This window comes from Pseudomonas sp. NPDC096950 (assembly GCF_044762525.1).
In the GTDB taxonomy this organism is placed as follows: domain Bacteria; phylum Pseudomonadota; class Gammaproteobacteria; order Pseudomonadales; family Pseudomonadaceae; genus Aquipseudomonas.
In genome coordinates this window covers 1-22,808 of record NZ_JBIWEL010000038.1, presented here as the reverse complement: position 1 = coordinate 22,808, position 22,808 = coordinate 1, and the positions used below count along the sequence as shown (strand labels likewise).

General features: G+C 59.8%; 23 protein-coding genes. 9 read left to right on the top strand and 14 right to left on the bottom strand.

Annotation, left to right across the window (positions count from 1 at the left end):
- Positions 1–49 precede the first annotated feature (49 nt).
- The 8 genes from pdxJ to lptF form a co-directional block, all read right to left on the bottom strand.
- Entirely contained in the window at positions 50–796 is a 747-nt protein-coding gene (gene pdxJ / locus ACIQY3_RS32915; RefSeq protein WP_403028563.1) for a pyridoxine 5'-phosphate synthase, read from the bottom strand.
- A 51-nt stretch (positions 797–847) separates the two neighbouring features.
- Positions 848–1,531 carry a DNA repair protein RecO gene (gene recO / locus ACIQY3_RS32910; protein ID WP_403028558.1) on the bottom strand — a complete coding sequence of 228 codons (684 nt, stop codon included), beginning with the start codon at positions 1,529–1,531 and terminating at the stop codon, positions 848–850.
- Positions 1,532–1,698: 167 nt separating this feature from the next.
- Positions 1,699–2,601: a GTPase Era gene (gene era / locus ACIQY3_RS32905; protein WP_054054777.1), complete on the bottom strand. Its 903-nt coding sequence runs from the start codon at positions 2,599–2,601 to the stop codon at positions 1,699–1,701.
- Positions 2,594–3,283 carry a ribonuclease III gene (gene rnc / locus ACIQY3_RS32900; RefSeq protein ID WP_054054779.1) on the bottom strand — a complete coding sequence of 230 codons (690 nt, stop codon included), beginning with the start codon at positions 3,281–3,283 and terminating at the stop codon, positions 2,594–2,596. The genes era and rnc overlap by 8 nt, the downstream gene beginning before the upstream one ends.
- A 184-nt stretch (positions 3,284–3,467) precedes the next feature.
- Positions 3,468–4,322: a signal peptidase I gene (gene lepB, locus ACIQY3_RS32895; RefSeq protein WP_054054781.1), complete on the bottom strand. Its 855-nt coding sequence runs from the start codon at positions 4,320–4,322 to the stop codon at positions 3,468–3,470.
- A 5-nt stretch (positions 4,323–4,327) separates the two neighbouring features.
- Complete coding sequence (gene lepA, locus ACIQY3_RS32890; protein WP_090188076.1) at positions 4,328–6,127, bottom strand: translation elongation factor 4; 1,800 nt, start codon at positions 6,125–6,127, stop codon at positions 4,328–4,330.
- Between the two features lie 171 nt (positions 6,128–6,298).
- Positions 6,299–7,360, bottom strand: coding sequence for an LPS export ABC transporter permease LptG (lptG, locus tag ACIQY3_RS32885; RefSeq protein ID WP_403028553.1), 1,062 nt, complete (start codon positions 7,358–7,360; stop codon positions 6,299–6,301).
- Complete coding sequence (lptF, locus tag ACIQY3_RS32880; RefSeq protein ID WP_403028550.1) at positions 7,353–8,471, bottom strand: LPS export ABC transporter permease LptF; 1,119 nt, start codon at positions 8,469–8,471, stop codon at positions 7,353–7,355. Before lptF ends, lptG begins: the two co-directional genes overlap by 8 nt.
- A 307-nt stretch (positions 8,472–8,778) precedes the next feature.
- Between lptF and ACIQY3_RS32875 the strand changes: the two genes are divergently transcribed.
- From ACIQY3_RS32875 to rlmF, 5 genes are all read left to right on the top strand, one after another.
- Entirely contained in the window at positions 8,779–10,269 is a 1,491-nt protein-coding gene (locus ACIQY3_RS32875) for a leucyl aminopeptidase (RefSeq protein ID WP_403028548.1), read from the top strand.
- A 60-nt stretch (positions 10,270–10,329) separates the two neighbouring features.
- Positions 10,330–10,758, top strand: coding sequence for a DNA polymerase III subunit chi (locus ACIQY3_RS32870; protein WP_403028546.1), 429 nt, complete (start codon positions 10,330–10,332; stop codon positions 10,756–10,758).
- Positions 10,759–10,766: 8 nt separating this feature from the next.
- Positions 10,767–11,150 (top strand): DNA polymerase III subunit chi, encoded by a 384-nt coding sequence (locus ACIQY3_RS32865; RefSeq protein ID WP_403028543.1) that lies wholly within the window; start codon positions 10,767–10,769, stop codon positions 11,148–11,150.
- Positions 11,151–11,345: 195 nt separating this feature from the next.
- Positions 11,346–14,192: a valine--tRNA ligase gene (locus tag ACIQY3_RS32860; protein ID WP_403028539.1), complete on the top strand. Its 2,847-nt coding sequence runs from the start codon at positions 11,346–11,348 to the stop codon at positions 14,190–14,192.
- A 173-nt stretch (positions 14,193–14,365) separates the two neighbouring features.
- Positions 14,366–15,388 carry a 23S rRNA (adenine(1618)-N(6))-methyltransferase RlmF gene (gene rlmF, locus ACIQY3_RS32855; RefSeq protein WP_213939810.1) on the top strand — a complete coding sequence of 341 codons (1,023 nt, stop codon included), beginning with the start codon at positions 14,366–14,368 and terminating at the stop codon, positions 15,386–15,388.
- A 206-nt stretch (positions 15,389–15,594) separates the two neighbouring features.
- Here rlmF and ACIQY3_RS32850 read toward each other — a convergent pair whose 3' ends face one another.
- The gene (locus tag ACIQY3_RS32850; protein WP_007905514.1) at positions 15,595–15,876 is read right to left on the bottom strand and encodes an HU family DNA-binding protein; all 282 of its coding nucleotides are present in this window, start codon (positions 15,874–15,876) and stop codon (positions 15,595–15,597) included.
- A gap of 487 nt (positions 15,877–16,363) precedes the next feature.
- Here ACIQY3_RS32850 and yejK point away from each other — a divergent pair, with 487 nt between their 5' ends.
- Together yejK and ACIQY3_RS32840 are read left to right on the top strand one after the other, a co-directional pair.
- Positions 16,364–17,368, top strand: a complete 1,005-nt coding sequence (yejK, locus tag ACIQY3_RS32845) for a nucleoid-associated protein YejK (protein ID WP_403028532.1) — start codon at positions 16,364–16,366, stop codon at positions 17,366–17,368.
- Complete coding sequence (locus tag ACIQY3_RS32840; RefSeq protein WP_403028529.1) at positions 17,368–17,718, top strand: glutaredoxin family protein; 351 nt, start codon at positions 17,368–17,370, stop codon at positions 17,716–17,718. The genes yejK and ACIQY3_RS32840 overlap by 1 nt, the downstream gene beginning before the upstream one ends.
- 118 nt (positions 17,719–17,836) lie before the next feature.
- Here the strand turns inward: ACIQY3_RS32840 and ACIQY3_RS32835 are convergent, their stop codons facing one another.
- The 5 genes from ACIQY3_RS32835 to ACIQY3_RS32815 all read right to left on the bottom strand — a co-directional run bounded on the left by ACIQY3_RS32835 (position 17,837) and on the right by ACIQY3_RS32815 (position 21,747).
- Positions 17,837–18,772, bottom strand: coding sequence for a glutathione S-transferase family protein (locus ACIQY3_RS32835; protein ID WP_403028526.1), 936 nt, complete (start codon positions 18,770–18,772; stop codon positions 17,837–17,839).
- 84 nt (positions 18,773–18,856) lie between these two features.
- Complete coding sequence (locus ACIQY3_RS32830) at positions 18,857–19,165, bottom strand: GIY-YIG nuclease family protein (RefSeq protein WP_403028524.1); 309 nt, start codon at positions 19,163–19,165, stop codon at positions 18,857–18,859.
- A 40-nt stretch (positions 19,166–19,205) separates the two neighbouring features.
- Positions 19,206–19,676: a nuclear transport factor 2 family protein gene (locus ACIQY3_RS32825; protein WP_403028522.1), complete on the bottom strand. Its 471-nt coding sequence runs from the start codon at positions 19,674–19,676 to the stop codon at positions 19,206–19,208.
- A gap of 114 nt (positions 19,677–19,790) precedes the next feature.
- On the bottom strand, positions 19,791–21,098 hold the full coding sequence (locus ACIQY3_RS32820) for a CynX/NimT family MFS transporter (protein ID WP_403028519.1): 1,308 nt from the start codon (positions 21,096–21,098) through the stop codon (positions 19,791–19,793).
- Complete coding sequence (locus tag ACIQY3_RS32815; RefSeq protein ID WP_403028516.1) at positions 21,088–21,747, bottom strand: FadR/GntR family transcriptional regulator; 660 nt, start codon at positions 21,745–21,747, stop codon at positions 21,088–21,090. The genes ACIQY3_RS32820 and ACIQY3_RS32815 overlap by 11 nt, the downstream gene beginning before the upstream one ends.
- 165 nt (positions 21,748–21,912) lie before the next feature.
- On the opposite strand from ACIQY3_RS32815, the gene ACIQY3_RS32810 reads away from it, so the two are divergent.
- Positions 21,913–22,224 carry a type II toxin-antitoxin system MqsR family toxin gene (locus ACIQY3_RS32810; protein WP_403028513.1) on the top strand — a complete coding sequence of 104 codons (312 nt, stop codon included), beginning with the start codon at positions 21,913–21,915 and terminating at the stop codon, positions 22,222–22,224.
- Positions 22,221–22,703, top strand: coding sequence for a type II toxin-antitoxin system MqsA family antitoxin (locus ACIQY3_RS32805; RefSeq protein ID WP_403028511.1), 483 nt, complete (start codon positions 22,221–22,223; stop codon positions 22,701–22,703). The genes ACIQY3_RS32810 and ACIQY3_RS32805 overlap by 4 nt, the downstream gene beginning before the upstream one ends.
- Positions 22,704–22,808 lie beyond the last annotated feature (105 nt).

Below are 22,808 nucleotides of genomic sequence, written 5' to 3'. Positions count from 1 at the left end.
CCGCTTTCGCGAGCAGGCTCGCTCCCACATTTTGGTTTTGTGTTTGGCTTTAAGCTTTTGCGGCGGCAGCCAGAATCAGCGCTTTCATTTCCGACACCGCCGACTTGAACCCGACAAACAACGCATGGGCCACCAGCGCGTGGCCGATGTTCAGTTCGTTGATGCCCTTGATCGCCGCCACCGCTTCGACGTTGTGGTAATGCAGGCCATGGCCGGCATTGACGATCAAACCTTGGGTCAGCCCAAACGCCACGCCATCTGCAACGCGCTTCAGTTCTTCAGCCACTTCGGTCGGCGTCTCGGCATCGGCGTAGCGGCCGGTGTGCAGCTCGATGGCGGGGGCGCCTACACGCTTGGACGCGGCAATCTGCCGCTCATCGGCATCGATGAACAGCGACACTTCACAACCGATCTTCGACAGGCGATCCACCGCCGCCTTGATCCGCGCTTCCTGCCCCGCCACGTCCAGGCCACCCTCGGTGGTCAGTTCCTGACGGGTTTCCGGCACCAGGCAAATGTGCGCCGGGCGGATGCGCTCGGCGAACGCCATCATTTCTTCGGTGACGCCCATTTCGAAATTCATGCGGGTTTGCAGCACATCCTTGAGCAACAGCACGTCGCGCTCCTGGATGTGCCGGCGGTCTTCGCGCAGGTGCACGGTGATGCCGTCAGCGCCCGCCTCTTCCGCGTCCAGTGCAGCCTTGACCGGATCCGGGTAACGCGTGCCCCGGGCCTGGCGCAGGGTGGCAACGTGGTCGATGTTCACGCCAAGAAGAATGCGATTGCTGGTGGTCACGGAAGCGCTCCTGAAGAGGGGGAAGTTCGGTGCACAGCATACACGGGGATTTTACGGCTTTCGAAACAACTCTCGGGAAACCAGCGGACGACCGCCCAGATGCACGGCCAGCGCCTGGCGCATCAAACGCTTGGCGGCGGATAGCGCGCCTGGGGCGGACCAGTCGGCTTCGGCCATGGCCAGCAATTCGGTGCCGTTGAACAGGCCGGGTTGCAGCAGGTAAACGCGTTCCAGGCCCGCATCCACTTGCAGACGATAGAGCCCATCCGACGCGATAGGCTCGCCGTGGATATCGGTGTTCAGCGCGAAGCCGTAGCCGAGATCGTCCAGCAGCCGCCATTCGAAGGAGCGCAGCAACGGTTCCAGCGGACGGCCTTCGGCCAGTGCGAGCAGGGTCGCGGCGTAGTGATCGAAGACACCGGGGTGCGGGTCTTCCGCCGGTAACAGGCGAATCAGCAGTTCATTGAGGTAGAGACCGCTGAACAGCGCCTCGCCGACCAGCCATGTAGAAGTACCCGAGCTTTCCATGCGCCCGACATTCTTCAGCTCGCCCCGCCCACGAAACTCGACCTCCAGCGGCACGAACGGCCGCGCCAGTGTCCCGGCCTTGCCCCGCGCACTGCGCAACACCGCCCGCAGCCGACCTTGCGGCGTGAGGAAATCCACCAGCGCACTGGTTTCGCGGTAAGCGCGGCTGTGGAGCACGTAGGCGAGTTGGCCGATGGGCTGGGACATGGAGTACTCAATGACGGAACGCAGTTTACAAACAACCCAAAACCAAATGTGGGAGCGGGCTTGCTCGCGAAAGTGGTGTGACAGTCAACATCAATGCTGAATGTTACATCCTATTCGCGAGCAAGCCCGCTCCCACAGGGGTTCACTGGTGTATCTGGAACCGGGTGTTACAGGTCGCCATAACCCAGCGAACGCAACGCGCGTTCGTCATCGGACCAGCCGCCTTTCACTTTGACCCAGAGGTTGAGCATGATCTTGGAGTCGAACAGCAGCTCCATGTCCTTGCGCGCCTCGGTGCCGATGCGCTTGATGCGCTCGCCCTTGTCGCCAATGATGATCTTCTTCTGGCCGTCACGTTCGACGAGGATCAAGGCGTGGATGTGCAGGGTTTTGCCCTGCTGCTTGAACTCTTCGATTTCGACGGTGATCTGGTACGGCAGCTCGGCGCCCATCTGGCGCATGATTTTTTCCCGCACCAGTTCAGCGGCGAGGAAACGGCTGCTGCGGTCGGTGATCTGGTCTTCCGGGAAGAAGTGTTCGTTCTCCGGCAGGTAACCGGCGATCACGCGCTCCAGCGCTTCGAGGTTGTGCCCGTGCTGGGCCGAGATCGGCATGATCTGCGCGTTCGGCAGCTGTTCCTGCAACCAACTCAGGTGCGGCATCAGCTCGGCTTTGTCTTCGATACGGTCGGTCTTGTTCAGCGCCACGATCAAAGGACCGGTCACGTACTGGACGCGCTCGAGGACCATCTGGTCTTCGTCGGTCCACTTGGTGCGGTCAACCACGAAGATCACCACGTCGACGTCTTTCAACGCCGCCGAAGCGGTCTTGTTCATGTAACGGTTCAGGGCTTTCTCGCCACCTTTGTGCATACCCGGGGTATCGACGTAGACGGCCTGGATGGCGCCTTCGGTCTTGATGCCCAGCATGTTGTGACGGGTGGTTTGCGGTTTGCGCGAGGTGATCGCGAGCTTCTGACCCAGGATGTGGTTCAGCAGCGTGGACTTGCCCACGTTGGGACGGCCGACGATGGCAACATAGCCACAGCGTGTTGCGGTTGTATCAGTCATTGCCATTCTCCACACCCAGGGCAATCAGTGCTGCGGCGGCCGCTACCTGTTCGGCAATACGACGACTCACACCCTGACCTCGGCTTTTTTCATTCAGTAAGGTGATTTCGCATTCGACGAAGAAGACTCGGCAATGCGGCTCACCCTGGATATCCACCACTTCGTAACGTGGCAGCTCACAGCCCCGGGATTGCAGGAATTCCTGCAGGCGGGTTTTCGGATCTTTGTTGGTGTCGACCAGGGTCAGGCCCTCGAACTCCCCGGTCAGCCAGGCCAGTACGCGCTCGCGCGCCATGTCCATGCCGGCATCCAGGTAGATCGCACCAATCAGCGCTTCGAGGGCATCAGCCAGAATCGACTCGCGACGGAAACCGCCACTCTTCAATTCGCCGGACCCCAGGCGCAGGTAATCGCCCAGATCGAAACCACGGGCCAGCACAGCCAGGGTCTCACCTTTCACCAGGCGTGCGCGCAAACGCGACAACTGGCCTTCGCGGGCCAGCGGGAAGCGATCGAACAGCGCCTCGCCGGCGACGAAGTTGAGGATGGCATCACCGAGGAATTCCAGGCGTTCGTTGTTGCGCCCGGCAAAACTGCGGTGAGTCAGGGCCAGGACCATCAGCTCCTGGTCCTTGAAGGTGTAGCCGAGCTGACGCTCTAGACGACTTAAGGAGACGCTCACGGTTTACCCACGCTGAGTTCGTGGTTGGATTCCACCGCCATCGCCGTGATGCGGCGCAGGCTTGGGACAATTAACGCTGTGTTCAAAAATAACGTCCTGAATATCATTGGCTTCATGCCTTCGGGGTCGATTGTGGCGACTCCAGAAATGCATTCGGCGCTGTGTTCAACAGCGCCGTGTGTGATTACTTGATCAGGCCAACCCGCGAGAAATTCGGCAGGTGACTGAGTTTAGGTTCCGGCCAGCTCATCCAGACTGCGAAGGCCTTGCCGACGATATTCTTGTCGGGAACCATGCCCAGCAGATCCTTGGGAATCGTTGGATCATCCCAGTAGCGACTGTCGTTGGAGTTGTCGCGGTTGTCGCCCATCATGAAGTAGTGCCCGGCAGGCACGGTCCAGGTATGGTCCGGCGTTGCGCGGTAGCGGCTCATTTCCTTGCGGATCAAGTGCTCGGCCGCGCCGAGTTTTTCCTTGTAGAGCTCGGCACTGCCCAACGTGCCCGGCTCGGAGCCGACCAGTTGCTCGGCAATCGACTCACCGTTGACGAACAGACGCTTGTCGGCGGTGTAGCGAATCTGGTCACCCGGCAGGCCCACTACACGCTTGATGTAGTTGACGTTCGGATCGCTTGGGTAGCGGAACACCATCACATCGCCGCGTTGCGGATCACCGACTTCGATGACTTTCTTGTCCATCACCGGCAAGCGGATCCCGTAGGAAAACTTGTTCACCAGGATGAAGTCGCCAACGTCCAGGGTCGGTTTCATCGAGCCGGAAGGAATCTGGAACGGTTCCACCAGGAACGAACGCAGCACCAGCACGATGAACAACACCGGGAAGAACGACTTGCCGTATTCGACCAGCAGCGGCTCTTTGTTCAGTTTCTCGACCACCACCCCGTCAGGCTGGCTGACGCTGCCCTGATAGGAGGCAATGGCGGCACGCCGACGCGGCGCCAGGAAAACCAGATCGAGCAACGCCAACAGGCCGCAGACGAACACGGCGATGACCAGCAACAGCGGGAAATTTAGTGACATAGGACCTAACTATCCAACCTGAGCACTGCAAGGAAGGCTTCTTGTGGAATTTCCACGTTGCCGACTTGCTTCATGCGTTTTTTACCGGCCTTCTGCTTTTCCAACAGCTTGCGCTTACGGCTAACGTCACCGCCGTAGCATTTGGCCAATACGTTCTTTCTGAGTGCCTTGACGGAGGTTCGCGCAATGATCTGCCCGCCAATGGCGGCCTGGATCGCGACGTCGAACATCTGGCGCGGAATCAGTTCTTTCATCTTCTCGGTCAACTGGCGACCTTTGTAGTGCGCATTGTCCCGGTGCACGATCAGCGCCAGGGCGTCGACCTTGTCACCGTTGATCAGCACATCCAGTTTCACCAGACTAGCCGATTGGTAACGATCGAAGTGGTAGTCCAGCGAAGCATAGCCGCGACTGGTGGATTTCAGACGGTCAAAGAAGTCCAGGACCACTTCGTTCATCGGAATATCGTAGGTCACCTGGACCTGGGACCCGAGGAACAGCATGTCGTGCTGCACGCCACGCTTCTCGATGCACAGGGTAATGACGTTGCCCAGGTGCTCTTGCGGCACAAGAATATTGGCCCGCACGATCGGCTCGCGCATGTCTTCGATCGAAGACACGTCCGGAAGCTTCGACGGGTTATCGACGTAAATCGTTTCACCGGTTTTCAGCAACAGCTCGAAAATTACCGTCGGCGCCGTGGTGATCAGGTCCAGGTCGTACTCGCGCTCGAGGCGCTCCTGGATGATTTCCATGTGCAGCATGCCGAGGAACCCGCAACGGAAGCCGAAGCCCAGGGCGTCGGAGCTTTCCGGGGTGTACTGCAGCGACGAGTCGTTGAGCGTGAGCTTTTGCAGGGCTTCACGGAAATCTTCGAAGTCGTCGGAGCTGACCGGGAACAGGCCGGCGTAAACCTGCGGTTGAATGCGCTTGAAGCCGGGCAGCACGTCAACGTCGGGGGTGGAGCTCAAGGTCAGGGTGTCACCGACCGGTGCACCGTGAATGTCCTTGATACCGGCGATGATGAAGCCCACTTCGCCGGCCTTCAGGTCAACGGTGGCGGTGTGTTTCGGGTTGAAGACACCGACGCTGTCCACCAGGTGGATCTTGCCGGTGGACTTGACCAGAATCTTGTCGCCCTTCTTCACACGGCCGTGGCGCACGCGAACCAGGGAAACAACGCCCAGGTAGTTGTCGAACCAGGAGTCGATGATCAACGCTTGCAGCGGATCTTCGTAATTGCCGGTCGGCGCAGGAATGGTGTGAACCAGGCGTTCGAGCACTTCGTCGACGCCCAGGCCAGTCTTGGCGCTGCACTCGACCGCATCGGTGGCATCAATGCCGATGATTTTCTCGATTTCTTCTTTGACGCGGTCCGGATCGGCCTGCGGCAGGTCGATCTTGTTCAGGACCGGCATGACTTCCAGGCCCTGTTCGATCGCCGTGTAGCAGTTGGCAACCGACTGCGCTTCAACGCCCTGACCGGCATCGACCACCAGCAACGCACCTTCACAGGCCGCCAGCGACCGGCTGACTTCATAGGTGAAGTCAACGTGGCCGGGGGTGTCAATGAAGTTCAGCTGGTACTTGATGCCATCGCGAGCGGTGTAATAAAGGGTGACGCTGTGGGCCTTGATGGTGATCCCGCGTTCACGTTCCAGATCCATGGAGTCCAGGACCTGGGCCTCCATTTCGCGCTCGGCAAGGCCGCCGCACATCTGGATGAAGCGATCGGCCAGCGTCGACTTGCCATGGTCAATGTGGGCGATGATGGAGAAATTGCGGATATGACTCAAATCACTCACGGATCAACACTCAAAAAGGCTGCAGGCATAGCCCGCCGAAAAATAGCCGGGAATTGTACCTGATCCACGGCGCAAGCGTCACGTTCGCAGGTCAGACGGCGAATACAAAAACGCCCCGGTCTTGCGACAAGGGCGTTTTCAGCGAACGGCAAAGTCAGGAAAACCCCGGAATCAACCGGCCCGACGCAACAGCCAGACCCCGGCCAAGGCACAGACACTGGCCGGCACCAGTACCGCAAACAGCGGCGAGAAACCGAACACCAGGCTCGAGGGCCCGAGCAAATCCTGGACGATACGGAAGGTGAAGCCCACCAGCACGCCGGTAAACACCCGCTGGCCAAGGGTCACCGAACGCAATGGGCCGAAGATGAAGGAAATCGCCATCAGCACCAACGCGGCGGTCACCAGCGGTTGCAACACCTTGACCCAAAATGCCAGCCAGTAGCGACCGTTGGCGAGGCCCTGGTCAGCCAGGTAATGGATGTAGCCCCACAAGCCGCTGATCGACAGCGACTCGGGCGCCATTACCACGGTGCTCAGCAACTGCGGGCTCAAGGCCACTTCCCAGCGCTCGACCGGCGTGTTGACCACTTCGGTATTTTTTTCATGGAACAACGTGGTGGTCACGTCCGTGAGCTGCCAGTGATCCTTGTCGAACTCCGCACGCTTGGCGAAGCTCGCCGACTGCATGTGGCGCTCTTTGTCGAAGTGATAACGGGTCACGCCATACAGCAGGCCATTAGGTTGCACGGAGTTGACGTGAATGAACTCGTCACCCTGGCGATGCCACAGGCCGTGCTTGGCGCTTTGTGCATCGCCACTGCCCTGGGCCAGCGAACGGTTGGCCTGGGCAGTGACTTCGGTGGCCGGCGCCACGTACTCGCCAATAATCACACCCACCACCATCAGGATCAGCATCGGCTTCATGACCGCCCAGACGATCCGCCCGATCGACACGCCAGCGGCGCGCATGATGGTCAGTTCGCTGTTGCTGGCCAGGCTGCCGAGGCCGATCAGGCAACCGATCAGCGCCGCCATCGGCAACATGTCGTAAAGACGTCGTGGTGCGGTGAGCAGCACGTAGCTCAGGACATCCATCAACGTGTAAGTATCGCTGGCGTCGCCCATTTCATCGATGAAGGCGAACAGCGTCGCCAGACCGAGAATGATCCCCAGCACCGCCAGGATCGCGACAAATACGCTGCTACCAATGTAGCGATCGAGCTTAACCACGAGCCACCTCCAGCGCATCGCGGCGACTCGCCAGTTTCAAGCGCATCGGCTCCCAGTAGAGCAAGCCCAGGCCAATAGCCAGGAAGATCCCGTGCACCCACCACAAGCCCAGCGCAGCCGGGATCTTGCCTTTTTCGAGGGCGCCGCGAGCGGCAATCAGGATGGTCAGGTAAGCCATATAAAGAAGAATCGCCGGCAACAGCTTGAGGAAACGGCCCTGGCGCGGGTTGACGCGCGACAGCGGCACCGCCATCAGGGTCACGATGAAGACCAGCAACGGCAGGGACAGGCGCCATTGCAGTTCGGTGCGCGAGCGGATGTCATCACTGCCCAGCAAGGAACTGGTGGTCATGGCATCACGGTCGGTCACTTCGTCACTGACATCCGGCTTGGGCAGCAAAACGCCGTATTCGTCGTACTTGATCTTCCGGTAGTCGGCCTGCCCCGGATTACCGTCGTAGCGATAGCCGTTATCGAGGATCAGGTAACGGTTGCCGTCAGGGCGGATTTCCTGGCGGCCCTTTTCGGCCACCAATACGGAAATCCCGCGATCCTTCTGGTCGGACGAAATATTCTTTTGCGAAATGAACACGCCGCCCAGGTTGATACGGTCGTCCGTCAGGGTTTCGGTGTAGGTCACTCGCGTACCGTCGCGCAACGCCTGGAAGCGACCCGGTTCCAGGGTATCGAACTCGGTCAGGGCGTCCTGCTTGTTCAGCAGCAACTGGAACTGGTTGGCCCCTTGTGGCGCCAGGCTCAGGCTCAACCACGCCACCACCAGCGCCACCAGGGTGGCCGGAAACAGGGTGATACGAAACAGACGCTGCTGGCTCATGCCGGTGGCCGACAGCACGGTCATTTCGCTTTCCAGGTACAACCGGCCATACGACAACAGGATCCCGAGGAACAGCCCCAATGGCAGGATCAGCTGCAGGAAGCCCGGCAGACGAAAGCCCATGATCAGGAACAATGAACTCGGGTCCAGTTGGCCCGAAGCCGCCTGCGCGAGGTATTTAATGAAGCGACCGCTCATGATGATGACCAGCAGCACGGCGCTGACGGCGCTCAAGGTCAACAGGACTTCGCGGGATAGATAACGGAAGACGATCAAACCAGACACTCCAGGGTTGTCAGGCTAAGGCGGCCAAACAAACAAACGTATCGGCCAACCCGCAGGGCAGGGCCGCCGAAAAAGATGGCGCATTATCCTGTGATTGGGTGCGCCTGTCACTGCGCAAGCTCAAGCACGTGCCCAAAGCACCGAAGATCGTACAACCGAGGGTTGTCAGGCGCCGGTGGCGAGGTTCAAACTGCGGCCTTTGTCGCGGGCCGTGACCTGCGTCTTTCTATCTATATAAGCAGGCGTTTGCGCACACCGTCGAACGCCGCGTGTTGACCATTAATTCAGGGACCCGGACATGGAACTGGTTGTAAAAAGCGTTAGCCCAGAAACGTTGAAAACCGCCACTCTGGTGGTCGCCGTCGGCGAAGGCCGCAAACTCGGCGCCGCTGCCAAACAGCTCGACGAACTGAGCGGGGGTGCCATCAGCGCCGTACTGAAGCGCGGCGACCTGGCCGGCAAAGTCGGCCAGAGCCTGTTGCTGCACAGCCTGCCGAACCTCAAGGCCGACCGCGTGTTGCTGGTGGGCGTGGGCAAGGACGAAGAGCTGGGCGACCGCCCGTTCCGTAAAATCATCGCCGGTATCCTCAATACGCTCAAAGGCCTGGGCGGCAGCGATGCCGTGCTGGCGCTGGACGAAGTCGTGGTCAAGGGCCGCGACAGCTACGGCAAGACCCGCCTGCTGGCCGAAACCCTGGTGGACGGCGAATACACCTTCGACCAGTTCAAGAGCCAGAAAGCCGAGCCTCGCGCCCTGAAGAAAGTCACCCTGGTGACCATCAAGGCTGCACAAGCAGAAGTTGAACGCGCCGTGGCCCACGCCACCGCAATCGCCAACGGCATGGCCTTCACCCGTAACCTGGGCAACCTGCCGCCGAACATCTGCCACCCGACGTTCCTGGGCGAACAAGCCAAGAACCTGGGCAAGGAATTCAAGAGCCTGAAAGTCGAAGTCCTCGATGAGAAGAAGATCAAGGACCTGGGCATGGGCTCGTTCTACGCCGTTGGCCAGGGCAGCGCCCAGCCGCCGCGCCTGATCGTCATGCAATACAACGGTGGCAAGAAATCCGAGAAGCCGTACGCACTGGTCGGCAAAGGCATCACGTTCGACACCGGCGGCATCAGTCTCAAGCCTGGCCTGGGCATGGATGAGATGAAGTACGACATGGGCGGCGCCGCCAGCGTGTTCGGCACCCTGCGTGCCGTGCTCGAACTGAAACTGCCGATCAACCTGGTGTGCATCCTGGCATGCGCCGAGAACATGCCGAGCGGCAACGCTTCGCGCCCTGGTGACATCGTCACCACCATGAGCGGCCAGACCGTGGAAATCCTCAACACCGACGCCGAAGGCCGTCTGGTGCTGTGCGATGCCCTGACCTACTCCGAACGCTTCAAGCCACAGGCCGTGATCGACATCGCGACCCTGACCGGCGCTTGCGTGGTTGCGCTGGGCGCTCACACCTCCGGCCTGCTGGGCAACAACGACGAACTGATCGGCCAACTGCTGAGCGCCGGCCAATCGGCTGACGACCGCGCCTGGCAACTGCCGCTGTTCGATGAGTATCAAGAGCAGTTGGACAGCCCGTTCGCCGACATCGCCAACATCGGCGGCCCGAAAGCCGGGACCATCACCGCTGCCTGCTTCCTGTCGCGCTTCACCAAGAACCTGAACTGGGCGCACCTGGACATCGCCGGCACCGCATGGACCAGCGGCGGCAAAGACAAGGGCGCCACTGGCCGTCCGGTTCCATTGCTGACCCAATACCTGCTGGACCGCGCCAAAGCCTGAAACCGATGACCCTGGGCGGCGTTGCTTCAGGGCAACGCCGCTCATGGCTCAGGAACCGCAATGACCAAAGTCGACTTCTATATCCTGCCCAGCGCCGATCCGTCAGCGCGGCTGGATTTTGCCTGCAAGCTCACCGAAAAAGCCTGGCGCATGGGCCACCGCATCTACCTGCATTGCAGCGATGCCGCCCAGCGTGAGGACCTCGATGCGCGCCTGTGGGCGTTCAAGGGTGAAAGCTTCGTGCCCCACGGTCCCGCCGAAAGCGAACCGGATAGCCTGATCGTCCTGGGCCTGGGTGATGACTGCGGTCAGCATCAGGATCTGCTGGTCAATCTCGACCTGAAGGTTCCAGCCTTCGCCAACAAATTCGCCCGTGTGGCGGAAGTGGTGGTGGAAGATCCGACGATTCGGGCGGCAGCGCGGGAGAGTTTCCGTTTCTACCGCGAACAGGGCTATCCTCTGCAAGATCACCGTTTACAGCGACTCTGAGCATTCCGATGGACACTCCAAAACCGCCACAAAAGTCCGCGCACCTGCTGGATGACCTTGAGTCGATCCGCCAACTGCTCGGTGATGACAACCTGCAACCGCCATTGTTGACCGACACGGTCAATGAAGACGAACAGGAACAGATTCCGATGCTGTTCGAGCCGGCAGGCAACACGCCTGATGCCGTCGAACCGCCTCTCGCCCCTGCCGCCCAACCGGCAGCGGCCGCCAGCAAAGGCCCCGACGCCCTGCTGCACCTGGACAGCGAACTGCGCGCCGCCGCGCAATTGATCATGCAAGACGTGATCGACGACTTCGCCCCGCACATTGAAACCGAGATCAAGCGTCGGCTCGATGCGCGGATGGAACGGTTGCTTAGCCAGTACGAATAAACCCATGTGGAAGCGGGCTTGCTCGCGAATGCGGTATATCAGTCGCCTTAAAATGGTGACTGACACGCCCTCTTCGCGAGCAAGTCCGCTCCCACATTAGTTCTGCGCCCTGTCTGCACCTGCTCGCCCTGCGCCCCATGCCCCGCTATACTCGTCGGCTTTTCCTGAATTGATGCCAATAGGGTCCCGCCGCGCATGGATAAGACCTACCAGCCGCACGCCATTGAAACTTCCTGGTACAACACCTGGGAGTCCGAGAACTACTTCGCCCCGCAAGGCGCGGGCGAGTCCTACACCATCATGATCCCGCCGCCGAACGTCACCGGCAGCCAGCACATGGGTCACGGCTTCAACAACGCGATCATGGACGCCCTGATCCGTTTCCGCCGCATGCAGGGTCGCAACACCCTGTGGCAGCCGGGCACCGACCACGCCGGTATCGCCACGCAAATGCTGGTGGAACGCCAGCTTGAAGCGCAAGGCCAGAATCGTCACGACCTGGGCCGCGAGAAATTCCTCGAGAAAATCTGGGAATGGAAGGATCAGTCCGGCGGCAACATCAGCCGTCAGATCCGCCGCCTCGGCTCGTCCGTGGACTGGAGCCGTGAGCGCTTCACCATGGACGACGGCCTGTCGGAATCGGTGAAGGAAGCCTTCGTGCGCCTGCATGAAGACGGCTTGATCTACCGCGGCAAGCGCCTGGTCAACTGGGACACCAAGTTGCACACGGCGATTTCCGACCTCGAAGTGGAAAATCACGACGAGAAAGGTTTCCTGTGGAACCTGAAGTACCCGCTGGCCGACGGTGCCAAGACCGCTGAAGGCAACGATTACCTGATCGTCGCGACCACTCGCCCGGAAACCATGCTCGGCGACGCCGCCGTGGCTGTTAACCCGAACGATGAACGCTACAAAGCCCTGATCGGCAAATTTGTCGAGCTGCCGCTGGTCGGCCGCCGCATTCCGATCATTGCCGACGATTACTGCGACCCTGAATTCGGCACCGGCTGCGTGAAAATCACCCCGGCCCACGATTTCAACGACTACGAAGTCGGCAAGCGCCACAACCTGCCGCTGCTGAACATCTTCGACAAGAACGCCGCCGTACTGCCAGCCTGCCAGGTGTTCAACCTCGACGGCACGCTGAACGAAAGCATCGACGGCAAGATCCCGGCGGAATACGCCGGCCTCGACCGTTTCGAAGCACGCAAGCAAATCGTTGCTGCATTCGACGCCGCCGGCCTGCTGGTCAGCGTCGACGATCACGGCCTGAAAGTGCCGAAAGGCGATCGCTCCGGCACCATCATCGAGCCGTGGCTGACCGACCAGTGGTACGTATCGACCAAGCCATTGGCCGAGCCTGCGATCGCTGCCGTTGAAGACGGGCGTATCCAGTTCGTGCCGAAACAATACGAAAACATGTACTTCTCGTGGATGCGCGACATCCAGGATTGGTGCATCAGCCGTCAGTTGTGGTGGGGCCACCGGATTCCGGCCTGGTACGACGAGTCGGGCAAGGTCTATGTCGGTCGCGACGAAGCCGAAGTGCGTGCCAAGCACAACCTCGGTCCGGACGTTGCGCTGCAACAGGACAACGACGTTCTCGACACCTGGTTCAGTTCGGGCTTGTGGACGTTCTCCACCCTGGGCTGGCCTGAGCAGACCGAGTTCCTGAAGAAATTCCACTCCACCGACGTGCTGGTGACCGGTTTCGACATCATTTTCTTCTGGGTTGCCCGGATGATCATGCTCACCATGCATTTGGTGAAGAACGAAGACGGCACGCCGCAGGTTCCGTTCAAGACCGTGTACGTACACGGCCTGGTACGTGATGGCCAGGGCCAGAAGATGTCCAAGTCCAAGGGCAACGTCCTGGACCCGCTGGACATCATCGACGGTATCGAGCTGGAAGAACTGGTGCAGAAACGCACCTCCGGCCTGATGCAGCCGAAACTGGCGAAGAAAATCGAGAAGCAGACCCGCGACGAGTTCGCCGACGGTATCGCCAGCTACGGCACCGACGCCCTGCGCTTCACCTTCTGCTCGCTGGCGTCTACCGGTCGCGACATCAAGTTCGACATGGGCCGCGTCGAAGGCTATCGCAACTTCTGCAACAAGATCTGGAACGCCGCGCGCTATGTTCTGGACAAGGGCGAAGACTGCGGCCAGAACGGCGAAGCCTACGAGCTGTCCCTGGCGGATCGCTGGATCATCTCGCAGCTGCAGCGCACCGAAGCCGAAGTGACCCGTCAACTCGACCAGTTCCGCTTCGACCTGGCGGCACAAGCCTTGTACGAGTTCATCTGGAACCAGTATTGCGATTGGTACCTGGAACTGTCCAAGCCTGTGCTGTGGGACGAAAACGCCCCGGTTGAACGTCAGCGCGGCACTCGCCGCACGCTGGTTCGGGTGCTGGAAGTCGCGTTGCGCCTGGCGCACCCGTTCATGCCGTTCATCACCGAAGAAATCTGGCAGCGCATCGCGCCGCTGGCCGGTATCGAAGGCAAGACAATCATGCTGCAACCTTGGCCAGTGGCCAACGAAGCGCGGATCGATCAGGGCGCCGAAGACGACATCGAGTGGCTGAAGACGCTGATGCTCGGCACGCGCAACATTCGCGCCGAGATGAACATCGGTCCGGGCAAGCCGCTGAACCTGTTCCTGAAAAACGTCAGTGCCGAAGACCAGCGCCGTCTCACCGAGAACGAAGCGCTGCTCAAGAAGCTGGCGCGTCTGGAATCGATCACTGTATTGGCTGCTGGCCAGGAAGCACCGCTGTCCGCTACCGCTCTGGTTGGCGAGATGGAAGTGCTGGTGCCGATGGCCGGTTTGATCGACAAAGATGCGGAACTGGCGCGTCTGGACAAGGAAATCCTGCGTTTGCAGGGTGAAGTCCAGCGCGTCGGCGGCAAGCTGTCCAACGCCGGGTTCGTTGACAAGGCTCCGGCCGAAGTCATCGACAAGGAACGCGCCAAACTGGCCGAAGCTGAACAGGCTTTGGGCAAGTTGGCCGAGCAGCATGCGCGGATTGCCAGTCTGTAACGGCACATCGCAATGAAAAAGGGAGGCCCGAAATGGCCTCCCTTTTTTGTGCGTGCCACATCTCCCCAAACACCACAAGGGGGGATTGTGGTGTTCCGTCACAATTGCGTTCGCAGCGTCCGGATGTGGGACAATGCCCCCCACTTTCAGCCATACCCGAATCGATCACACCCATGAACGCCCCCCGCACACCCCGCCCTGCGCGCAAGAAGCCTGACTCCGCCACCCCGGCCAAAGCCGTGGAACCCCGTCCGAAGGCCAGCCTGCACCCGCGCAACCGCCACCAGGGTCGCTACGACTTCCCGGAGCTGATCAAAAGCACGCCGGAACTGGCGAAGTTCGTGATCCTCAACCCGTACGGCAAGGAAAGCATCGACTTCGCCAGCCCCGACGCGGTGCGGGTGTTCAACCGGGCGCTGCTCAAGTCGTTCTACGGCGTGGCCCACTGGGACATCCCGGCTGATTACCTGTGCCCGCCGGTTCCGGGGCGTGCCGACTACGTGCACTTCCTGGCCGACCTGCTGGCCAGCGTCAACGACGGCGAAATCCCTCGTGGCGCGCCGGTCAAGGTGCTCGACATCGGCATGGGCGCCAACTGCGTCTATCCGCTGATCGGTTACAGCGACTACCGCTGGCACTTCCTCGGTTCGGAAATCGACCCGACTGCCGTGGCCGCCGCCAAAGCCATCGTGCAGTCCAACGGGCTGAACAAGGCCATCCAGTTGCGCCAGCAAAGCAATCCCAAGCACATTCTGCTGGGCCTGCTGGAGCCGGGAGAACGCTTTGACCTGACCATGTGCAACCCGCCGTTCCACGCTTCGATGGACGAAGCAACCAAGGGCAGCGAGCGCAAATGGCGCGCCTTGGGCCGTGCCGATCCAAAACGCAAACTGCCGGTGCTGAACTTTGGCGGTCAATCGGCGGAATTGTGGTGTGAAGGTGGCGAAGCGCGTTTCGTGACGCAATTGATCGCCGAGAGCGCGAGCTTCCAGCACAAAGTGCTGTGGTTCAGCACCCTGGTGTCGAAAGCCTCGAACCTGCCGGCGATCCAGACCGCACTGAAAAAAGCTGGCGTGCTGGAAAGCCAGGTCGTGGAAATGTCCCAGGGCCAGAAGCAAAGCCGCTTCGTGGCCTGGACCTTCCAGACCAAGTCCGAGCAGCAAGCGTGGCGTGAGCGCTGGGTTCGCAAGGGCTAACTGAAGATTCCAAGCTTGTGATGAACCTGTGGGAGCGGGCTTGCTCGCGAATGCTGTGTGTCAGTCGACATAAAGGGTGACTGACACACAGCATTCGCGAGCAAGCCCGCTCCCACATTGGTTTCGAGGTGTCTGAAAGACCAAATCACAGACACAAAAAAGCCGTGCCCGGATTGCTCCGGAGCACGGCTTTTTGTTACTGCGTCTTACTTGTTAACAGCGTCGGTCAGGCCTTTGGCCACAACCAGCTTGATAACTTTCTTGGCAGCGATTTCGATGGCAGCGCCAGTCGAAGGGTTACGGCCAGTACGGGCAGGACGCTCGGTCACTTTCAGTTTGCCGATACCTGGCAGAGTGATTTCGCCGCCGTTTTCCAGCTGATCGGCAACGATTTGGCCCAGTTGGTCCAGAGCGTTACGCGCGGTGGTTTTTGGCGCGTCGATAGCTTCAGCGATGTCGGCGATCAGTTGGTCTTTAGTAAGAGCCATGTAGTGTTCCTTCCCTATCAAATTCATATGGATTGCAGAGTGCAGTGTCAGCCATCGAGCCCGATCTTCTGGATCTGGCACCCTCGGCCAATAACCACGGGATCGGGGTTATAGATACCGAAATCAGGGTTTGGTTCGACCTGACAAATGCTGAATGCACGCTTAACGCAGTGACTTCGCGTAAGACGGGGCAAAACTAGCACAGAGACGGGGAAATATCCGCCTCTAGCTACCCATTTGGTCAGCTTTATTGCTCTAAACCGGGAAAAAACTGCATAAGGGCCGTTCTGCACCGGCGTTTTTGCCCTCCCACCCCTGCAGGAGCTGCCGAAGGCTGCGATCTTTTGACTTCGATATTAAAAAAACCAGATCAAAAGATCGCAGCCTTCGGCAGCTCCTACAAAGGGGGCGTGCGGGCCCAGTTGCGGTACACTTGGCACTTTTTTGGGGGAGCACGCCCTCCTCTCTTCAATCAGCCGAGAAGCCCATGCCGATCCGTCATTGCATCGTCCACCTGATCGACAAAAAACCCGACGGCACACCTGCAGTCCTTCACGCTCGGGACTCCGAACTGGCGGAGTCCACGGCCATCGAGAACATGCTCGCCGACCTCAACGAGAGCTATAACGCCAAACAAGGCAAGGCCTGGGGTTTCTTCCATGCCGAGTCCGGGGCGCATCCGTTCAGCGGCTGGCTGAAGGAATACCTCGACGGCGGCAAGGATTTCACGGCGTTCAGCCGTGTGGCAGTGGAACACCTGAAAAAGCTGATGGAAGAGTCGAACCTCTCTGTGGGCGGCCACGTGCTGTTTGCGCATTACCAGCAGGGCATGACCGATTACCTGGCCATCGCCCTCCTGCACCACAGTGAAGGTGTTGCAGTGACTGAAGAACTCGATGTCACGGCCTCCCGTCACCTGGACCTGGGCCAGTTGCACCTCGCGGCGCGAATCAACGTGTCCGAGTGGCAGAACAACAAGCAGTCAAAGCAGTACATTTCGTTTATCAAAGGCAAGAACGGGAAAAAGGTTTCGGAGTATTTCCGCGACTTCATCGGCTGCCAGGAAGGCGTCGATGGTCCCGGCGAAACCCGCACCCTGCTCAAGGCCTTCAGCGATTTCGTTGAAAGCGAAGATTTGCCGGAAGAATCCGCCCGCGAGAAAACCAAGACCCTGGTGGACTACGCCAGCAGCCAGGCGAAACTCGGCGAACCGATGGGCCTGGAAGAACTCTCGGAGCTGATCGACGAAGAACGCCCGAAAGCGTTCTACGATCACATCCGCAACAAGGATTACGGCCTGTCCCCGGAGATTCCGGCGGATAAACGCACCCTGAACCAGTTCCGCCGCTTCACCGGGCGCGCTGAAGGCCTGTCGATCAGCTTTGAAGCACACCTGCTGGGCTCGAAGATCGAATACGACGAAGAAGCCGGCACGCTGATCATCAAGGGCTTGCCGACCCAGCTCACCGACCAGCTCAAGCGACGCAACTGATGCTGAACGGCATCCTGAAGAAATTCCTGCTGATCCTGCTGGTGGTCGTGGTTTACCAGAACTGGGGCAAGATCGAGCGCTACATCCACCCGGCGCAGGTGGTGTCCGAGCAGACCCAGGCCAAGGCCAACGTCGTGCTGTACGCCACTGACTGGTGCGGCTACTGCAAGCTGACCCGGCGTTTTCTCGACCAGAAAGGGATTCCGTACAAGGAATTCGATATCGAGAAGGATGCCGTGGCGCGTAAGGCCTATGAAGCGCTGGGCGGGCGCGGGATACCGTTGATTGATGTGAACGGAACGTTGATTCGCGGGTATGACCCGGATGAAATCCTCGCCGCCCTGAAATAACTACTGTGGGAGCGGGCTTGCTCGCGAAAGCGGTGTGTCAGGCAACATTTATATCGACTGATACGCCGCCTTCGCGAGCAAGCCCGCTCCCACACAAGCCCGCTCCCACATTTGAAGATCAGCGTTTTTCGATACGAAATCCAAATCGCGGAAAGTGCACATGCACCACGCCCGCCCGCTCGTCTTCACGTCGCAGAATCAATTCCTCACGCCCTGCAAACACCAGCTCACCGGCTACCGGATCGCAGCCGTAGTCGGTCGCCGCAATCACCACCTGCTGGCCCGCCTCAAAGCCGTTAGGCTCGTCGAACGCTTCATCCGGCAACGCAGCGGGCGTGGCATTGCGCGACACCTCCAGCGCCTCCTCGGCCGTCATCTCGCTGAAAGCGCCGTGCCCGAAGCCCATCACCCGACCGAACCACGCCGACACCGCCGGATACGCATCAACCAACGGTGCAGTAACAGGCGTCGCTTTAAGAAACCACAGGCAATGAGCCAGGGAAAAATCGGCAATTGATGGCTCGCCGAACAGAAAATCACCCTGCTCGCGCTGAAGCTGCAATTCGAGGCGCCCCATGATCGTCGGCCACTGGTGCCGCGCCTGTTCCGCCGCCAGCTTCGTCGTGCTGCCACCGCTGAATAACCCGGCGCGATCGGCGAGGAAGGCCTTGATCGCTTCCGGCGGCAACTTGCCAAAGCGCACCGCCACCGATTCCGGCTGGAACACCAGGCTGACCGCATGCTGAAACACCACCGAATCCACCCACGTGGCGAAGCTCGCGGCGATCATTTCCTGACCTTCGGGGAAAAACGCCGGCAAGGCTTTTTCCTGTTCCAGGCGACGGGCGATCAGCGCAGTGTCGCAATAGATATCAGCACCGATCTGCAACACCGGCGTCTTGCGATAGCCACCCGTTAGAGCGGTCAGTTCAGGTTTCGGCATCACCGGCGAGATCTTCACCGAGCGCCACGACAGCCCTTTGAAGCCCAGCAGCAGACGGGCCTTTTCGGCGAAGGGAGACGTCGGGTAATTGTGGAGAATCAACTCTGACATGCTCGGCTCCGCCGCTCGAATAAGGAGCTGGCAGCTTAGCGCGCAATCGGCGGGTGGCCTACGGCTCCGCCTGATGGGCACTTATCAGTCAGATTGATAAGTCAGCACCAGACACTCCTTGGCGCTTTTCTTGAGCTTTTTGATCAACCGTTCCTGACGCAGCGCTTCGCTTTTATCGCGGCAGACTTCGGTGTAGACCAGCGCCATGGCGGGACTGGAAAGGAAAAACCGGGCGCCCTTGCCGCTTTGGTGCTTGGCAAAGCGGCGCACCGGATCGTCGCTGATCCCGCAGTAGAGCGAACCATTGGCCGCGCGAACGAGGTAGACGAACCAGGGTTTGCTGGCAGGCATCGGTTCGACGGCGATGACGGGAGATTCGCTGAGGGTGTTCACGTGACGATCATGGCTTGCTGGGAAACAAGCCGCGATCTTATCAGCGACTGGCCTGGAATGCCTTCAGCCCCTTCAAGGCCTGGGCGCGAACGGCGTTGCGCACCAGCGGCGTCCAGCCCAACAACAGACCTTTGGTGCCCAGTGCCTGGCGCGACCAGCGCCACAGATCGAAGCTGTCGTGGTGCTCGCAGATCTTGCCATCGCGAAACACGAAACGTGCCTGGATGTCGTTGACCACAATGTTGCCGGTCTGGCTGAACAGATACGTCGCCACCCAATGCGCGCCGCCGGTGCGCTCGTCGCTGCGCACGTTGTCGAAGGTCAGGGAAAAGTCTTTCGCGCGAGTCGTGAGCATGCGCCACATGTCGCCGGCCTGTTGGCCGCGCAACTCGCCGAACGCCGGATCACTGAACACCACGTCATCGGTGTAGCAGGCGGCCATGGCCTCGGCATCCAGCCGCTGGAAGGCCTGGTAGAAACGGGTGATCAAGGCGTTGTGGGCATCACTCATGGGCAGACTCCCTGGGTTTGCAAAATGGCTACAAAAGATTGCCTGCACGATAGTCTGCAAATGCGCGGAAAACTATCGGCATTCGTGGGCCGAATACCGATAGTGCGAGGGGCGTCAGATTTTTTCGCTGTTCACCTGCACGTACAGCGAACGCCCGGCGCCGAGGCCGGCGATGATCGCGCCGAGACCGATGATTCCGAAGATCCAGCCCAGCGCGTTCCAGCCACCGGTCCAGTCGTGGACGATGCCGACGGCGAACGGCCCCATGGAGGCCAGGGTGTAACCGAAGCCTTGGGCCATGCTCGACAGGTTGGCGGCCACGTGGGAATCCCGCGAGCGCAGCACGATCAGGGTCAGCGCCAGGCTGAACGTACCGCCCTGCCCCAGACCGAGCAGGATCGCCCAGCCCCACAGGCCTTCGATCGGCGCGTAGAGACAACCGAACAAGCCGCCGAGGGTCAGCAACATGACGATCACAATCGCCAATCGCTGGTCCTTGCCCCGGGTGGCCAGCCACGGCGCGGCCAGGGAACTGGCCAACTGGACGATCACCGAACCCGAAAGTACGAGCCCCGCCTGGGTTGGCGTCAGTCCGCGACCGATCAGGATCGACGGCAACCAGCCGAATACGATGTAGGCCAGGGACGATTGCAGGCCCATGTAAAGCGTCACTTGCCAGGCCAGTGGATCACGCAGCAGACCGCGAACGCGGTAGGCAACGTTATGCGAGCCGTGTTTCTGCCCCACTTGCGGTAACCAGAAAATCGCCGCGACCACCGCAGGAATCACCCAGAAACCCAGGCCCAACGCCCAGCTCTTGTCGAAATGCTCGCTCAACGGCACGGTCGCTCCCGCCGCCATCGCCGCGCCTAGGCACAGAGCCATGGTGTAGACACCCGTCATGGTGCCGGCCTGTTTCGGGAAGTCGCGCTTGACGATCCCCGGCAGCAACACGCCAATCACACCGATGCTGGCCCCGGCCAACACACTGCCGGCGAACAGGCCGACTTCACCGAAGGAACTGCGCAGGATGATCCCGCCAGCCAGCATCAGCAAAATCCCCAACACCACCCGTTCGGCACCGAAGCGCCGGGCCAGGAGCGGCGCCAGCGGCGCGAACAAACCGAGGCACAGCACTGGCAACGTGGTCAGCAAACCGGCTTCGGCCGCCGATAAACCGAGGGTCTTCGACACTTCGCTGAGCATCGGCGCCATGCTCGACAGCGCCGGGCGCAGGTTCAGCGCCACCAGGATCAGCCCCAGCAGCAACAGCCACGGTCGGCGCAAAATCGGGTGACTTTGCTGGACCTGTTCGTCATCGGCCTCGGCATCGATCAGCAGCTCTTCGAGCTCCGTCGTGCGCTTGGGTTGCGGGAGGTTGCTGTGATTGGCAGACATGGAATTCTCGGTTTCAAGGTTCATTGATCAACTGCCTCGACAGGGCTTTGGCCCGTTCCGGGTCGCGTTGCTCGACGGCATCCAGCAGTTCGATATGCAGATCGAACACCTCTTGGCGTCTCGGGGAAATGTTCAGGGTCTGGCGCAATTGCGCGCCGACGATGCTGGAGAAGTAGCGATACAACTCGCTGAGGGTCGGGTTGTGCGCGGCGTCCACCAGACGGCGGTGGAACACCAGGTCGCAGGCGATGTAACTGTCGAGATCACCGTGGTAATGACTGCCGCTGACGCCCAAGGCTTCGCGCAATGCGACCAGGTCTTCGTCAGTGCGGCGCAACGCAGCCAGGCCGATGGCCTCGACTTCCAGAATGTGCCGGGTTTCCCGGGCCTGTTCATGGGTGCATTGAGACAACGCTTTCATGGTGTCCAGCGGATCGATCACCGCTCGCAGGTAACTGCCGTCGCCCTGGCGGATCTCGATCAATCCGGAAAACGCCAACACGCGCATGGCTTCACGCACGGTGTTGCGGCTGATGCCCAGCTCGGCGGACAGCTCGGGCTCGGTGGGTAAACGCTGGCCGACGGTCCAGACGCCTTGGGTGATGCGCAGGCGTAACTGGTCCAAGGCCTGATCGACCAGGGATCGCTTAATGAGTGGAGAAATGTCTGACATAGGATTCGCCCTTTCATCCAATCATAGGATGAATTTTCTGACATGTTAGTCAGCTCCGTGTAGGACGGCAACCGCCTACCGTCAAAGCAGCAACATTCAGAGGGATTTTCGATTGGTCAAAATTACCCTTTAAGGGTAATTTCAAGGATAGGCGCACGCTTTCTTATGGAGAAGAACACACCTCATTACGACTTAACGGTGGTTAAGTCAGAGGTCTTGCGGCTTAGGGCATCTGCATTTACGAGCGCGGCAAAAACTAGCGGCAGGTATCTTGGCTTGAGCGTTACAGAGATGCGGGAGGTCATCTTCAAGCTGCAGGGCAATATGTTGTACAAGTCGATGACCACCTATGCCAACCATCGAGTCTGGCAAGACGTTTACCACATCAATTCACATGATTTGGAGATTTACATTAAGGTGACTTACCGCCCCGGCGGTGGCCCTCCGGTAATCTCCTTCAAGGAGAAAAACCTATGAAAATCCAGCAGTGTTTCAGCTGTGGCGCCCCTGAAGGAATGACACATTTCGAGGGTCGCGGCGAAACCTTGAGCGTCAAAGGCATGGAGCGCCGTATTGATGATTTATCCGGTTGGGAATGTCAGATGTGCGGCGAAGTCGAATTTGACCCAAGTTGCGCGGAGCGTCATTCAAACGCAGGTGACGAACTGGTCATTGCTGGCAGGCAAATGATTGGCGCGGAGATGAAGCGCATCCGCCGCAAGCTGCACCTATCACAAAAAGATGCGGTGCTGCTGTTATCCGGTGGCGGACACAACGCTTTTTCCCGGTACGAGCGTGGCGAGATACTTCCGCCAAAAGCGTTGGTACTGTTGATGCGCTTGCTTGACCGGTACCCGTACCTTCTCGCCGATGCACATGCCTTGGGCGCGGGCGCGGATTTACGGGGCTTCAAAGAAATCGTGCACAAAGAGCACGAAACCATCACGGCTTCCTGAGCACCAACAACAGACAAAAATAAACCCGGAACACGTCCGGGTTTATTTCACTGCCTGACGTCGATCAATGCAAAATCTGACTCAAGAACAACTTGGTCCGATCAT

Excerpts from the sequence above, each read along its gene's own strand:
- recO (WP_403028558.1), bottom strand. The coding sequence starts at position 1,531 with ATGTCCCAGCCCATCGGCCAACTCGCCTACGTGCTCCACAGCCGCGCT.
- era (WP_054054777.1), bottom strand. The coding sequence starts at position 2,601 with ATGACTGATACAACCGCAACACGCTGTGGCTATGTTGCCATCGTCGGC.
- lepB (WP_054054781.1), bottom strand. The coding sequence starts at position 4,322 with ATGTCACTAAATTTCCCGCTGTTGCTGGTCATCGCCGTGTTCGTCTGC.
- ACIQY3_RS32875 (WP_403028548.1), top strand. The coding sequence starts at position 8,779 with ATGGAACTGGTTGTAAAAAGCGTTAGCCCAGAAACGTTGAAAACCGCC.
- ACIQY3_RS32870 (WP_403028546.1), top strand. The coding sequence starts at position 10,330 with ATGACCAAAGTCGACTTCTATATCCTGCCCAGCGCCGATCCGTCAGCG.
- ACIQY3_RS32865 (WP_403028543.1), top strand. The coding sequence starts at position 10,767 with ATGGACACTCCAAAACCGCCACAAAAGTCCGCGCACCTGCTGGATGAC.
- ACIQY3_RS32860 (WP_403028539.1), top strand. The coding sequence starts at position 11,346 with ATGGATAAGACCTACCAGCCGCACGCCATTGAAACTTCCTGGTACAAC.
- rlmF (WP_213939810.1), top strand. The coding sequence starts at position 14,366 with ATGAACGCCCCCCGCACACCCCGCCCTGCGCGCAAGAAGCCTGACTCC.
- ACIQY3_RS32850 (WP_007905514.1), bottom strand. The coding sequence starts at position 15,876 with ATGGCTCTTACTAAAGACCAACTGATCGCCGACATCGCTGAAGCTATC.
- yejK (WP_403028532.1), top strand. The coding sequence starts at position 16,364 with ATGCCGATCCGTCATTGCATCGTCCACCTGATCGACAAAAAACCCGAC.
- ACIQY3_RS32840 (WP_403028529.1), top strand. The coding sequence starts at position 17,368 with ATGCTGAACGGCATCCTGAAGAAATTCCTGCTGATCCTGCTGGTGGTC.
- ACIQY3_RS32835 (WP_403028526.1), bottom strand. The coding sequence starts at position 18,772 with ATGTCAGAGTTGATTCTCCACAATTACCCGACGTCTCCCTTCGCCGAA.
- ACIQY3_RS32825 (WP_403028522.1), bottom strand. The coding sequence starts at position 19,676 with ATGAGTGATGCCCACAACGCCTTGATCACCCGTTTCTACCAGGCCTTC.
- ACIQY3_RS32820 (WP_403028519.1), bottom strand. The coding sequence starts at position 21,098 with ATGAACCTTGAAACCGAGAATTCCATGTCTGCCAATCACAGCAACCTC.
- ACIQY3_RS32815 (WP_403028516.1), bottom strand. The coding sequence starts at position 21,747 with ATGTCAGACATTTCTCCACTCATTAAGCGATCCCTGGTCGATCAGGCC.
- ACIQY3_RS32810 (WP_403028513.1), top strand. The coding sequence starts at position 21,913 with ATGGAGAAGAACACACCTCATTACGACTTAACGGTGGTTAAGTCAGAG.
- ACIQY3_RS32805 (WP_403028511.1), top strand. The coding sequence starts at position 22,221 with ATGAAAATCCAGCAGTGTTTCAGCTGTGGCGCCCCTGAAGGAATGACA.